We start from the raw sequence: 12,709 nt of genomic DNA on the forward strand, positions 1-12,709 counted from the left end.
AGGATCAGAAGTCCATGTCACCGCCCGGCATGCCGCCGCCGGCCGGGGCCGCGTTCTTCTCCGGCTTGTCGGCGATGACGGCCTCGGTGGTGAGGAACAGTGCGGCGATGGAGGCGGCGTTCTGCAGGGCAGAGCGGGTCACCTTCGCCGGGTCGATGATGCCCTCGGCGATCATGTCGACGTACTCGCCGGTCGCGGCGTTCAGGCCGTGGCCGACCTGGAGGTTGCGGACCTTCTCCACGACGACGCCGCCCTCGAGACCACCGTTGACGGCGATCTGCTTCAGCGGGGCCTCCAGCGCGAGCTTCACGGCGTTGGCGCCGGTCGCCTCGTCACCTTCGAGCTCCAGCTTCTCGAAGACCTGGGAGGCCTGCAGCAGGGCCACGCCACCACCGGCGACGATGCCCTCCTCGACGGCCGCCTTGGCGTTGCGCACGGCGTCCTCGATGCGGTGCTTGCGCTCCTTGAGCTCCACCTCGGTGGCGGCACCGGCCTTGATGACCGCGACGCCGCCGGCGAGCTTCGCCAGGCGCTCCTGCAGCTTCTCGCGGTCGTAGTCCGAGTCGCTGTTGTCGATCTCGGCGCGGATCTGGTTCACGCGGCCCTGGACCTGGTCGGCCGAGCCGGCACCGTCGACGATGGTGGTCTCGTCCTTGGTGATGACGACCTTGCGGGCCTTGCCCAGCAGGTCGATCGTCGCGTTCTCCAGCTTGAGGCCGACCTCCTCGGAGATGACCTCGCCGCCCGTGAGGATGGCGATGTCGCCGAGCATGGCCTTGCGGCGGTCGCCGAAGCCCGGGGCCTTGACGGCGACGGACTTGAAGGTGCCGCGGATCTTGTTGACCACCAGGGTCGACAGGGCCTCGCCCTCGACGTCCTCGGCGATGATCAGCAGCGGCTTGCCCGACTGCATGACCTTCTCCAGCAGCGGGAGCAGGTCCTTGACGTTGGAGATCTTGGAGTTCGCGATCAGGATGTACGGGTCGTCGAGGACGGCCTCCATACGCTCCATGTCGGTGGCGAAGTACGCCGAGATGTAGCCCTTGTCGAAGCGCATACCCTCGGTGAGCTCCAGCTCCAGACCGAAGGTCTGGGACTCCTCGACGGTGATGACGCCTTCCTTGCCGACCTTGTCCATGGCCTCGGCGATGAGCTCGCCGATCTGGGTGTCGGCGGCGGAGATGGAGGCCGTGGAGGCGATCTGCTCCTTGGTCTCGACGTCCTTCGCCTGCTCCAGCAGGGCACCGGAGACGGCCTCGACGGCCTTCTCGATACCGCGCTTGAGGGCCATCGGGTTGGCGCCGGCGGCTACGTTGCGCAGGCCCTCCTTGACCAGGGCCTGGGCGAGAACGGTCGCGGTGGTCGTACCGTCACCGGCGACGTCGTCCGTCTTCTTGGCGACTTCCTTGACCAGCTCGGCGCCGATCTTCTCGTACGGGTCCTCGAGTTCGATCTCCTTGGCGATGGACACACCATCGTTGGTGATCGTGGGGGCGCCCCACTTCTTCTCGAGGACGACGTTGCGGCCCTTGGGGCCGAGCGTCACCTTGACGGCGTCCGCGAGCTGGTTCATGCCGCGCTCGAGGCCGCGCCGCGCCTCCTCGTCGAACGCGATGATCTTGGCCATGTGAAGTGGTCCCTCCAGGACTGGGGGTGATTCCTTCGGACCGCGCCCGCGCCCGCGACGGACGGCTCGCCGGCCCCGTGGTTCCTTGCCCCACGCGACCTGCGGGCCTCACCGACCCGGTCCTTCGTTGTCACTCTCACCTTCAGAGTGCTAACGCAATGATTAGCACTCGACCCATGCGAGTGCAAGCGCCTGGGGGGAGTACCCGGGGGTACTCAGCCGCGCGCGAACACGACGGGGAGGCCGGGCACGGCGAAGGGCCCGCACCCCCAAGGGGAGGTACGGGCCCTTCGTCGGCAGAAGATGCTTGCGGCAGGTAGCGCGTTCAGGCGCTGAGACGAACCATGTCGGCCTGCGGGCCCTTCTGACCTTGCGAGATCTCGAACTCGACCCGCTGGCCTTCTTCGAGGGTGCGGTAGCCGTCCATCTGGATCGCGCTGTAGTGGACGAAAACATCCGCACCACCGTCGACCGCGATGAAGCCGTACCCCTTCTCCGCGTTGAACCACTTGACGGTGCCCTGAGCCATGCCTAACTCCCCTATTACTGGCCCTTGCACAGATCCACACTTCGCGGACCCGGGTCAGACCTCACCCCCCAAACGGTTGGGGGCGTGCGCCGGAACGCGTCGACCGCGGCTGAATGTATCTGTCCAACTGCCGTCTGCAACAGGTCAATCGGACGAGAAATCTGGACGACACCGGTCCGGAATGTGGCGGGATTTCTCCCCTTTTCAGGGCAAGTCGGGCCGGACAAAGGTCACAAATGCCGCGTAGAGTGCCCACACTTTGGCTACATCCAGTCGGATCCGCGGCAGGAATTCAGTGTGCTCGATCAGTGGATCGGGAGCGCGTTCCCCAACTCTACCGCGCTCAATCCCATGGAATTGTCCCCTCCGGATCTCTCACGGAGGGGGCAATGAGCCAAACGCTCGGTAACCGTCATTACCGAAGGTAATGATCAGCCTCCGGCGACCGCCGGAATGATCGACACGCCGGCCCCGTCCGGGGTGACCGTGTCGAGCCCCTGCTCGAACCGCACGTCGTCGTCGTTGACGTAGACGTTGACGAACCGGCGCAGCTTGCCCTGGTCGTCCAGCACCCGGGCGGCGATCCCGGTGTGGTTCTTCTCCAGGTCCGAGATGACCTCCCCGAGGGTCGCCCCCTCGGCACTCACCTCGGCCTTGCCGCCGGTGTACGTACGCAGGATGGTGGGGATACGGACGGTGACGCTCACGTGAAAACCTCCGGTCGGATGACTTACCAGGGGCGCGGGGAACTGCGCGACCAGCCCCAGCGACCCGCGGACGACGACGGTGAAGCAGCCCTCAGACGAGTCCGGCTTCCCGGAACGACTCCAGGCTGGGCCGGATCGTCGCGGTCAGCCCCGTCCCCGCGACCGCGTCCAGCGTCTTCAGGCCGTCCCCGGTGTTGAGCACCACGGTGGTCAGCGACGGGTCGAGTGCCCCGCTGTCCAGGAGCTTCCGGGTGACCCCGACGGTCACGCCCCCCGCGGTCTCCGCGAAGATGCCCTCGGTCCGCGCCAGCAGTCTGATCGCGTCGACCACCTGCGCGTCGTTCACGTCCTCCACCGCACCGCCCGTGCGCCGCGCGATGTCCAGCACGTACGGCCCGTCCGCCGGGTTGCCGATCGCCAGCGACTTGGCGATGGTGTCCGGCTTCTGCGGCCGTACGACGTCGTGGCCCGCCTTGTACGCGGTGGACACCGGCGAGCACCCCTCCGCCTGTGCACCGAAGATCTTGTACGGCCTGTCCTCGACGAGCCCGAGCGCGATCAGCTCCTGCAGCCCCTTGTCGATCTTCGTGAGCTGCGAGCCGGAGGCGATCGGGACGACGATCTGGTCGGGCAGCCGCCATCCGAGCTGCTCGCAGATCTCGTACGCGAGGGTCTTGGACCCCTCCGCGTAGTACGGCCGCAGGTTGACGTTGACGAAGCCCCAGCCCTCGCCGGCCGGGTCGCCGATCAGCTCGGAGCAGAAACGGTTCACGTCGTCGTAGTTGCCCTCGATGCCGACCAGCTCGCCCCCGTAGACGGCGGCCATGACGACCTTGCCCTGCTCCAGGTCGTGCGGGATGAACACGCAGGAGCGCAGGCCCGCCCGGGCGGCGGCGGCACCGACCGCGCCGGCCAGGTTGCCGGTGGAGGAGCAGGAGAGGGTGGTGAAGCCGAAGGCGCGGGCGGCCTCCAGGGCCTGGGCGACGACACGGTCCTTGAAGGAGTGCGTGGGGTTGCCGGAGTCGTCCTTGACGAAGAGCCTGCCGGGGTCGACGCCCAGCTCGCGGGCCAGGTTGTCGGCCTGGACGAGCTTGGTCCAGCCCGGGTTCAGGTTGGGCTTGCCGGCCACGTCCGCCGGGACGGGCAGCAGGGGCGCGTAGCGCCAGATGTTCGCGGGTCCCGCTTCGATCCGGCTCCGCAGCTTCTCGGTGTCGTAGGCCGAGAAGTCGTAGGCGATCTCCAGCGGGCCGAAACACTCCTCGCAGGCGAAGACGGGGCCGAGGGGCACGCGGTGGCCGCATTCGCGGCAGGAGAGCGCGGCGGCGTGGCCCAGGTCGACGGCGTTCGCGGTGGTGGAGTCGGTGGTGCTTGCAACGGTCTGCACAGCCATGTGAGGCGAGGCCCTTTCTCCTCATCTTCCTCACGACGCATCTCGCCGTGAGACGGATTTGGCACCTTCCCTAGCCGGGAGCCTCGCCACGTCCGCGTGACAGGAACCGACTGGAGGGTTGCCGGGGCTTCATCGGGCCGTATCCCTCTGCCCCTCTGGATGAGCGGTGTTCAGTTGTCGCGCGGTGGCCCCGACATGCGAGGCCCCCCGGCGTTGCTCAAGACTGTAACCGAAGGCCTGGGTGGTTGAGATAGTCGTCCGAACCGCGAGATGGATCACCAGGTCAGTGAGGAGCCCGGAACCGTGCTGGAAGAAGTCGAGCGCTGGTTGACCGACCGTTCGTGGTCGGTGACCGACCGCCCGCTCCACCGGGTCCTGGCGGCGAAACGCGCCACGGGCCGGACGGTGAGCGTGGTCCTGCCCGCGTTGAACGAGGAGGCGACGGTCGGCGACATCGTGTCGGTGATCCGCCGCGACCTGATGCTCCGCTGCCCGCTGGTCGACGAGGTGGTGGTGGTCGACTCCGGATCCACCGACCGCACGTCCGCCGTCGCGGCGGCGGCGGGCGCGACGGTGGTGCACCGGGACGCGATACTCCCCCGCATACCGGCGGTGCCCGGGAAGGGGGAGGTGCTGTGGCGGTCGCTGCTGGTCACCCGCGGCGACATCGTGTGCTTCGTCGACGCCGACCTCAGGGAGTTCTCCTCCGACTTCGTCACCGGCATCGTCGGCCCGCTCCTCACCGAACCGGACATCCACCTGGTCAAGGCCATGTACGACCGCCCCCTCGGCGCGGCCGCCGGCCAGGGCGGCCGGGTCACCGAACTGATGGCCCGGCCGCTGCTGAACCTGCACTGGCCGCAGCTGGCGGGCTTCGTCCAGCCGCTGGGCGGCGAGTACGCGGCCCGCCGCTCCCTGCTGGAGCGGCTCCCCTTCCCCGTCGGCTACGGCATCGAGCTCGGCATGCTGGTCGACGCCCTGCACCTGGTGGGTCTGGACGCGCTGGCCCAGGTCGACGTCGGGGTGCGCAAGCACCGGCACCAGGACGGACAGGCCCTCGGCCGGATGGCCGCCGCGATCTACCGCACCGCCCAGCTGCGCCTGGCCCGCGCCCACCTGATCCGCCCGGCGCTCACCCAGTTCGAGCGCCGGGGCGCCGCCTTCGAGCCCCGGACGTACCCCGTCGACACCGAGGAGCGGCCGCCGATGACGGACATCGCCGAGTACCAGGCGCGCCGGGTGGCCTGATCCACCCGGCACCGGGCGCGCCGGGCGGCCCAGCGCGCCGCACCGGGCTCCCGGCCGTCAGCCGGCGACGCCGTCCGACCAGCGCCACCTGCCGCCGGAGTCGAGGGAGCAGGTCAGGTACTCGCCGCCGCGGCCGTGGGTGCTCAGGCCCCGGTGCTTGGCGGCGCAGAACTGGCCGTCGGCGTAGCAGTTCCCGGCCGGGCTGGTGAGTTCGCAGCCGGCGGTGCCGCCTCCCCCGGTGCCGCCGCTGCCGCCCGTGTCCCGGGTCCGCGCCGGCTGCGGGGTCGGGGTGGGCTTCGGGGTGTGCAGCAGGCGCCCGCCGCAGTCGCGGCCGTCGCGCGCGACGGTGAAGGTCACGCCGTCCGATGCGTCGGTCTGCTCGCAGACCTTCTCGCCCGCGCCCCAGGAGGAGGCCTCGCGGCCGGTGCCCTCCAGGCGGACGGTGTAGCCGAGGCCGGCCTGCTCCGCCGCGGCGACGGCCGTCCCGACGCGCCCGCCCGTGTGGTCGGACAGCGTGACGGGCGTCGGGGTGGGTGTCGGTGTCGGGGTCGGCGTCTGCGTGGTGGCGGACGGCTCAGGGGCGGGGCTGCCGCTCTGCGCCGTCGTGGTGGCCGCCACGGCCGGCTGCGCCGCGCCCTCCGTGCCGCTGTCCCCGTCGCCGCAGCCGGCCAGGGCCAGCGCACAGGCCGCGATCATCGCCGTCGTACCGGTCAGTCGGCGAACGTCTCCGGGCATGCGTATCCGCATCGCACCCACCCCCCGCATAGTTGAAATGTGCACCGCACATCTTCATACCGTTCACAACTTCTCCACAAGGGGCGCGACCGCATCGCCGCCGACGTGACGCGGCGGCACGTTTGAGGCCCCGGGGGCCTGGCTAGGTTGAGGCGTATGGCTTCAAGCTTCGGTGCTGCTCAGGTCCTGGTCGCCTCCAACCGGGGGCCGGTCTCGTACGAGGTCGCGGACGACGGGTCACTGCGGACCAAACGGGGCGGGGGCGGGCTGGTGTCCGGCCTCTCGGCGATCGGCCCCGAGGCGGGCGCGCTGTGGGTGTGCTCGGCCCTGTCCGACGGCGACCGCGAGGCCGTGCGGCGCGGGGTCGGCGAGGACGGCGTGCGGATGCTGGACATCCCGGCGGACGTGCACGCGGACGCGTACAACGGCATCGCCAACTCGGTGCTGTGGTTCGTGCACCACATGCTGTACCAGACACCGCTGGAGCCGGTCTTCGACGCCGGGTTCCGCCGCCAGTGGGCGTCGTACGAGAGCTTCAACCGCGCGTTCGCCGAGGCGCTGGCCGAGGAGGCGGCGCGGGGCGCGGCCGTCCTGGTGCAGGACTACCACCTCACCCTCGTCCCCGGGATGCTCCGCGAACTCCGCCCCGACCTGCGCATCGGGCACTTCTCGCACACCCCGTGGGCGCCGCCGGAGTACTTCGCGATGCTGCCCGACGACATCGCGCGGCAGGTGCTGCGCGGGATGCTCGGCGCCGACCGGCTCGGCTTCCTCACCCACCGCTGGGCGGACGCGTTCACCGCGTGCTGCGAGCGGTTCGCGGGCGGGCCCGGGGACACGGAGATCGGGGTGCACGGCCTGGGCGCCGACGCCGGATTCCTGCGCGCCCGCGCCCACGAGGCGGACGTCGAGGAGCGGATCGCCACGCTCCGGAACGAGATCGGCGAGGGGCGCCGGGCGATCGTCCGGGTCGACCGCACCGAGCTGTCCAAGAACATCGTGCGCGGACTGCTGGCGTACCGGCAGCTCCTGGACGACCGTCCCGAGTGGCGCGAACGCGTCGTGCACGTCGCCTTCGCCTACCCCTCCCGGCAGGACCTCGCCGTGTACCGCGAGTACACCGCCGAGGTGCAGCGGGTCGCGGAGGAGATCAACGAGCGGTACGGCACCCCGGACTGGCGGCCGGTCGTCCTCCACGTCAGGGACGACTTCGCCCGCTCGCTCGCCGCGTACCGGCTGGCGGACGTGGCCCTGGTCAACCCCATCCGCGACGGCATGAACCTGGTCGCCAAGGAGGTCCCGGTGGTCTCCGACGCGGGCTGCGCGCTGGTGCTGTCGCGGGAGGCGGGCGCCCACGAGGAACTGGGCGAGGACGCGATCACGGTCAACCCCTACGACGTGATGGACACCGCCCGCGCCCTGCACGAGGCCCTGACGATGGGCCCGGACGAACGCGCCGACCGCACCAAACGCCTGGCCGCGTCGGCGACCGCCCTCCCCCCGGCCCGCTGGTTCCTGGACCAGCTGAACGCGCTGCGGGACGGTCCGGCGCCCGCCTGACCGGTATGGCCGATCGGGCAGGCGTGCGAGGGGGCGACCGTGGATAGGTTGGGCGTATGGCCAGCCACACGGATTCCACGGACCCGAGCGCCCTGCCGACGCCCGCCACACCGGCCGGGCGGGAGGGTCTCGAGGCGCTGCTCTCCCACCCGGGCAAGGCGCTGATCGGGCTCGACTTCGACGGGACGCTCGCGCCGATCGTGCCCGACCCGGAGCAGGCCCGCGCGCACCCCGACGCGGTGCCCGCGCTCGCCGCGCTCGCCCCGAAGGTGGCCGCGGTCGCGGTCGTCACCGGCCGTCCCGCGGGCGTCGCGGTCCGCCACGGCGGCTTCGCGGGCGTCCCCGGACTGGAACACCTCGTCGTCCTCGGCCACTACGGGGCCGAACGCTGGGACGCCGTGACGGGCACCGTCACCGCGCCCGCCCCGCACCCCGGCGTCGCCACCGCCCGCGCGGAACTGCCGGGACTGCTCGACCGGTTCGGCGCCTGGCAGGGCACCTGGATCGAGGAGAAGGGCGGCCGGGCGGTGGCCGTCCACACCCGCAGGGCCGCCGATCCGCAGGCCGCCTTCGAGGCCCTGCGCGAGCCGCTCACCGACCTCGCCACCCGGCACGGCCTCGTCGTCGAGCCCGGCCGCATGGTCCTGGAACTGCGCCCGCCCGGCATGGACAAGGGTGTCGCCCTCATGGAGTACGCCCGGGAGATCGGCGCCGGCGCGGTCCTCTACGCCGGGGACGACCTCGGCGACCTCGCCGCCTTCACCGCCGTCGACAAACTCCGCGCCGCCGGCACCCCCGGCCTCCTCGTCTGCAGCGGCAGCGAGGAGGTCACCGAACTGCGCGAACGCGCGGACGTGGTGACCGACGGCCCGCCCGGCGTCGTACGCCTGCTGCACGCCCTCGCGGCCCGCATGCCCTGACGGGTCCGGGTCCGCTGCCCCGGGCCCCCGCTCCTCGACGGCCGGAAGGGCTGGAGGTCAGCCCCTCCGGCGTTCGAGGACGAGGCCCGCTCAGGGCCGAAGGGGGTCTGGGGGGCGGCGCCAGGGACGGAACGGGCAAGGGCGGCGGGGGCGGAACACACCGGTGCCCGGAACCACGCGCGCTCACCGCTCCGCGCGCCGCCGCTCCCGTATCCGGCGCAGACGATTGACCGTCACCGGGTCGTGGGCCAGCGCCCGCGGATCGTCCAGCAAGGCGTTCAGCAGCTGGAAGTACCGCACCGGCGCCAGCCCCAGCTCCTCCCGGATCGCCCGCTCCTTCACCCCGGGCGCGGCGAACCCCCGGCGCTCCAGCGCGAGGATGTCCCGCTCCCGCCGGCCCAGCCCGCCCTCTTCGGCATCCCCCTGCTCCATGCCCCGCAGGCTACTCCGCCCGCTCCACGCTCTCCGCCCGCGAAGCCGCCGCCTGGAGCCCGCCCAGCACCCCGGCGGGGCTGCCGCCGCGCGTCACCGCCTTGCCGATCTGCTTCTTGACCGCCGCGTTGACCGCCGCCCAGGAGGTCTTGCCGACCGGGTAGAGCTCCGAGGTGGGCAACTGGTCCAGGAACGGCTGGAGGTCCTCGTCCTGCCCGCCGGCGGCCATCGCCCGGGACGCGGACCCGGTGACCGGCAGCAGGTTGTACTCGCGGGAGAACTTCAGGACGTTCTCCTCGCTGTAGACGAAGTCGAGGAAGTCGCCGACCTGGTCGCGGTGGCCGTTCTCGTCGAAGGCCGTCATCCAGTCGGCGACGCCGAGCGTGGACCCGCTCACGCCGTCCACACCCGGTGTCGGCACCATGCCGTACTTCACGCCCTTCTTCCCGGCCGTCTCCATGAGCGAGGGATGCCCGTTGAGCATGCCGACCTCGCCCGCGGCGAACGCCTCGAACGCGTCGGCCCGGTCGAGCTTGCCCGGCTCGACGGGGCCGGTGAGGCCCTTGCCGACCAGTTCGTCCCGCAGCCAGGTGAAGGTCGTCACGTTCTCCGTGGAGTCGATGCCGTAGGTGCCGCCGAGGTCGGTGTAGCCGCCGTCGCCGCTGAGCAGCCACTGCATCGTCTCGGCCTGCGCCTCCTCCGGGCCGAGCGGCAGCGCGTAGGGGTACTTCACGCCCTTCGCGTCGAGCGCCGCGGCGTTCTCGGCGATGTCGTCCCAGGTGGCCGGCGGGGTGAGGCCGGCCTCGGCGAACAGGTCCTTGTTGTAGAACAGCACGCGCGTGGACGCGGCGAACGGCATGCCGTACTGGACGCTGTCGACCTGGCCCGCCTCGGCGAGCTGGGGGAGGAAGTCGGCCTGTACGGGTATGGAGAGCAGGTCGCCGGCCCTGTAGAGCTTGCCCTCGGCCGCGTAGTCGGCGTACGCGCCGATCTGCGCCATGTCCGGCGCGTCACCGGCGTCGACCATCTCCTTGACCTCGCGGTCGACGTCGTTCCAGGAGTGGACGCTGACCTCGATCTTCACTCCGGGGTGGTCGGCCTCGTACCGCTCGACCAGGTCGGCCCAGTACTTCTTGGAGCTGTTGGCCGCGCTGTCGCCGTAGTCGGCGGCGACGAGGGTCAGCGTCACGTCGGACGACCCGCCGCCGGTTCCGCATCCGCCGAGCACTCCCGTCAGTCCCAGCGCGGACACCGCCGCGATCGCCCTCGTCCTGACCCGCCGCTGCACGTGCCCTGCCCCTACCCCGGCGCCCCGCGCCGTCCCGAAACTTTTCGATAATCGGAATAAGGTCTACACCATGCAAGTGGACTAGACCTCTTGTGGGTCGCCGGTCCACACTGTTCCCCGTGAAACATGTCATCGCCCTCGACGTGGGCGGCACCGGGATGAAGGCCGCCCTGGTCGGGGCGGACGGCGAGCTGCTGCACCGGGCCCGCCGGCCCACCGGCCGCGGACGCGGCCCGGACGCGGTCGTCGCGGGCATCCTCGACTTCGCGGCCGAACTGCGCGCCCACGGCGTCGACCGGCTCGGTGAGGCCGCGTCCGCCGCCGGTGTCGCCGTCCCCGGGATCGTCGACGAGGCGCAGGGCGTCGCCGTCCACGCGGTCAACCTCGGCTGGCGCGACGTCCCCCTGCGGACGCTGCTCACCGAGCGGCTCGGCGGCGTCCCCGTCGCCCTCGGCCACGACGTGCGCACCGGCGGCCTCGCCGAGGGCCGCATCGGAGCCGGCCGGGGCGCCGACCGCTTCCTCTTCGTGCCGCTGGGCACCGGGATCGCGGGCGCCATCGGCATCGACGGCCGGGTGGAGGCGGGCGCGCACGGATTCGCGGGCGAGATCGGCCACATCGTCGTACGGCCGGGGGGCGCCCCCTGCCCGTGCGGGCAGCGCGGCTGTCTGGAGCGGTTCGCGTCCGCGGCGGCGGTGAGCGAGGCGTGGGCGGCCGCCTGCGGTGACCCGGGCGCGGACGCGGCGGACTGCGCGAAGGCCGTCGCATCAGGTGACGCCCGGGCCCGCCAGGTGTGGCAGGAGGCGGTGGACGCGCTCGCCGACGGGCTGGTCACCGCCCTCACCCTGCTGGACCCCCGGGTACTGATCATCGGTGGCGGGCTCGCCGAGGCCGGGGAAACCTTGTTCACGCCGCTGCGGGAGGCCGTCCGGCGGCGGGTCACCTTCCAGAAGCTGCCGCCCCTGGTGCCCGCGGCCCTCGGGGACACCGCCGGATGCCTGGGCGCGGGGCTGCTCGCCTGGGACCTGATCGACGACACCAGCGGCTCCACCGATCCCACCGGCCCAGACCCCACCAGCCCACACCCCACTGACCCGTCGGAGGTAACCACCTGATGGCCCCCACCAAGGTTCTCGCCGGTGCCCGGGTGGTCCTGCCCACCGGGACCGTGGACGACGGCCGCGTGATCGTCGAGGGCGCGCGGATCGCCACCACGGCACCCGACACCGCCGAGACGGTCGACGTCTCCGGCCACTGGCTGGTCCCCGGCTTCGTCGACATCCACAACCACGGCGGCGGCGGGGCGTCCTTCGCGAGCGGCACCGCCGAGGACGTCCTCCGGGGCGTGCGCACCCACCGCGCGCACGGCACCACCACCCTGGTCGCCTCCGCCGTCACCGGCGACCTGGACTTCCTCGCCCGGCACGCCGGGATGCTGGCGGAGCTGGCCCAGCAGGGCGACATCGCCGGCATCCACTTCGAGGGACCGTTCATCTCCCCCTGCCGCAAAGGCGCGCACGACGAGCAGCTGCTGCGCGACCCCGACCCGGCCGAGGTGCGCAAGCTGATCGACGCGGCGCACGGGCAGGCGCGGATGATGACGCTGGCCACCGAACTGCCGGGCGGCCTGGACTCCGTACGGCTGCTCGCCGAGCACGGTGTGATCGCGGCCGTCGGCCACACCGACGCCACCTACGAACAGACGCTCCAGGCCGTCGACGCGGGCGCCACGGTCGCCACCCACCTGTTCAACGCGATGCCCCCGCTCGGCCACCGCGCCCCGGGCCCGATCACCGCGCTCCTCGAGGACGAGCGGGTCACCGTCGAGCTGATCGACGACGGCACGCACCTGCACCCGGCCGCGCTCCAGCTGGCCTTCCACCACGCGGGCCGGGACCGGGTCGCGTTCATCACCGACGCGATGGACGCGGCCGGCTTCGGCGACGGCCGCTACATGCTCGGCCCGATGGAGGTCGAGGTCGCGGACGGGGTGGCCCGGCTGGTGGAGGGCGGCTCGATCGCCGGCTCCACGCTCACCCTGGACCGCGCCTTCAAGCGGGCGGTGACGGTGGACGGACTGCCCGTGGAGGACGTCGTCGCGGCGATCTCCGCCAACCCGGCGCGCCTGCTCGGCCTGGACGACCGGATCGGCTCCCTGGAGCCCGGGAAGGACGCCGACCTGGTGGTTCTCGACGCCGGATTCGACCTGGTGGGCGTGATGCGCCGGGGGGAATGGGTGGTCGATCCCCAACTGGGCTGAATCGTCCCGCAGT

At 71.8% G+C, this 12,709-nt stretch carries 12 protein-coding genes and 1 riboswitch; of the genes, 5 read left to right on the forward strand and 7 right to left on the reverse strand.

The genetic code is table 11. The annotated features are described in order from the left end of the window. Positions 1–4: 4 nt before the first annotated feature. The 4 genes from groL to thrC all read right to left on the reverse strand — a co-directional run bounded on the left by groL (position 5) and on the right by thrC (position 4,253). The gene (groL, locus tag ACZ6A9_RS30160) at positions 5–1,627 is read right to left on the reverse strand and encodes a chaperonin GroEL (protein ID WP_228969840.1); all 1,623 of its coding nucleotides are present in this window, start codon (positions 1,625–1,627) and stop codon (positions 5–7) included. Between the two features lie 325 nt (positions 1,628–1,952). Continuing rightward, a complete protein-coding gene (locus ACZ6A9_RS30165; RefSeq protein WP_004929928.1) occupies positions 1,953–2,156 on the reverse strand; it encodes a cold-shock protein in 204 nt (67 codons plus the stop codon). A 431-nt stretch (positions 2,157–2,587) separates the two neighbouring features. Continuing rightward, positions 2,588–2,863: a MoaD/ThiS family protein gene (locus ACZ6A9_RS30170; protein ID WP_468991893.1), complete on the reverse strand. Its 276-nt coding sequence runs from the start codon at positions 2,861–2,863 to the stop codon at positions 2,588–2,590. A gap of 91 nt (positions 2,864–2,954) precedes the next feature. Further along, positions 2,955–4,253 (reverse strand): threonine synthase, encoded by a 1,299-nt coding sequence (gene thrC, locus ACZ6A9_RS30175; RefSeq protein ID WP_468991898.1) that lies wholly within the window; start codon positions 4,251–4,253, stop codon positions 2,955–2,957. Between the two features lie 18 nt (positions 4,254–4,271). Continuing rightward, positions 4,272–4,419: riboswitch (SAM riboswitch) on the reverse strand. A 137-nt stretch (positions 4,420–4,556) separates the two neighbouring features. Here thrC and ACZ6A9_RS30180 point away from each other — a divergent pair. Next, positions 4,557–5,501, forward strand: a complete 945-nt coding sequence (locus ACZ6A9_RS30180; RefSeq protein ID WP_468991902.1) for a glucosyl-3-phosphoglycerate synthase — start codon at positions 4,557–4,559, stop codon at positions 5,499–5,501. A gap of 57 nt (positions 5,502–5,558) precedes the next feature. Here the strand turns inward: ACZ6A9_RS30180 and ACZ6A9_RS30185 are convergent, their stop codons facing one another. Continuing rightward, positions 5,559–6,236, reverse strand: a complete 678-nt coding sequence (locus tag ACZ6A9_RS30185) for a hypothetical protein (protein ID WP_468991907.1) — start codon at positions 6,234–6,236, stop codon at positions 5,559–5,561. 156 nt (positions 6,237–6,392) lie between these two features. Between ACZ6A9_RS30185 and ACZ6A9_RS30190 the strand changes: the two genes are divergently transcribed. Further along, positions 6,393–7,796 (forward strand): alpha,alpha-trehalose-phosphate synthase (UDP-forming), encoded by a 1,404-nt coding sequence (locus ACZ6A9_RS30190; protein ID WP_468991914.1) that lies wholly within the window; start codon positions 6,393–6,395, stop codon positions 7,794–7,796. Positions 7,797–7,852: 56 nt separating this feature from the next. After that, positions 7,853–8,716 (forward strand): trehalose-phosphatase, encoded by an 864-nt coding sequence (gene otsB / locus ACZ6A9_RS30195; protein WP_468991919.1) that lies wholly within the window; start codon positions 7,853–7,855, stop codon positions 8,714–8,716. A gap of 183 nt (positions 8,717–8,899) precedes the next feature. On the opposite strand, the gene ACZ6A9_RS30200 is transcribed toward otsB, so the two are convergent. Next, the gene (locus ACZ6A9_RS30200) at positions 8,900–9,148 is read right to left on the reverse strand and encodes a DUF3263 domain-containing protein (protein ID WP_468991925.1); all 249 of its coding nucleotides are present in this window, start codon (positions 9,146–9,148) and stop codon (positions 8,900–8,902) included. A gap of 10 nt (positions 9,149–9,158) precedes the next feature. Continuing rightward, entirely contained in the window at positions 9,159–10,436 is a 1,278-nt protein-coding gene (locus tag ACZ6A9_RS30205) for an extracellular solute-binding protein (RefSeq protein ID WP_468991929.1), read from the reverse strand. A 119-nt stretch (positions 10,437–10,555) separates the two neighbouring features. On the opposite strand from ACZ6A9_RS30205, the gene ACZ6A9_RS30210 reads away from it, so the two are divergent. Both ACZ6A9_RS30210 and nagA read left to right on the forward strand, forming a co-directional pair. After that, the gene (locus ACZ6A9_RS30210; RefSeq protein WP_468991932.1) at positions 10,556–11,551 is read left to right on the forward strand and encodes an ROK family protein; all 996 of its coding nucleotides are present in this window, start codon (positions 10,556–10,558) and stop codon (positions 11,549–11,551) included. Further along, positions 11,551–12,696, forward strand: coding sequence for an N-acetylglucosamine-6-phosphate deacetylase (nagA, locus tag ACZ6A9_RS30215; protein WP_468991935.1), 1,146 nt, complete (start codon positions 11,551–11,553; stop codon positions 12,694–12,696). Before ACZ6A9_RS30210 ends, nagA begins: the two co-directional genes overlap by 1 nt. Positions 12,697–12,709: the final 13 nt, after the last annotated feature.

The sequence above is a fragment of the Streptomyces sp. NPDC041124 genome (assembly GCF_055592385.1).

Excerpts from the sequence above, each read along its gene's own strand:
- groL (WP_228969840.1), bottom strand. The coding sequence starts at position 1,627 with ATGGCCAAGATCATCGCGTTCGACGAGGAGGCGCGGCGCGGCCTCGAG.
- ACZ6A9_RS30165 (WP_004929928.1), bottom strand. The coding sequence starts at position 2,156 with ATGGCTCAGGGCACCGTCAAGTGGTTCAACGCGGAGAAGGGGTACGGC.
- thrC (WP_468991898.1), bottom strand. The coding sequence starts at position 4,253 with ATGGCTGTGCAGACCGTTGCAAGCACCACCGACTCCACCACCGCGAAC.
- ACZ6A9_RS30185 (WP_468991907.1), bottom strand. The coding sequence starts at position 6,236 with ATGCCCGGAGACGTTCGCCGACTGACCGGTACGACGGCGATGATCGCG.
- ACZ6A9_RS30190 (WP_468991914.1), top strand. The coding sequence starts at position 6,393 with ATGGCTTCAAGCTTCGGTGCTGCTCAGGTCCTGGTCGCCTCCAACCGG.
- otsB (WP_468991919.1), top strand. The coding sequence starts at position 7,853 with ATGGCCAGCCACACGGATTCCACGGACCCGAGCGCCCTGCCGACGCCC.
- ACZ6A9_RS30200 (WP_468991925.1), bottom strand. The coding sequence starts at position 9,148 with ATGGAGCAGGGGGATGCCGAAGAGGGCGGGCTGGGCCGGCGGGAGCGG.
- nagA (WP_468991935.1), top strand. The coding sequence starts at position 11,551 with ATGGCCCCCACCAAGGTTCTCGCCGGTGCCCGGGTGGTCCTGCCCACC.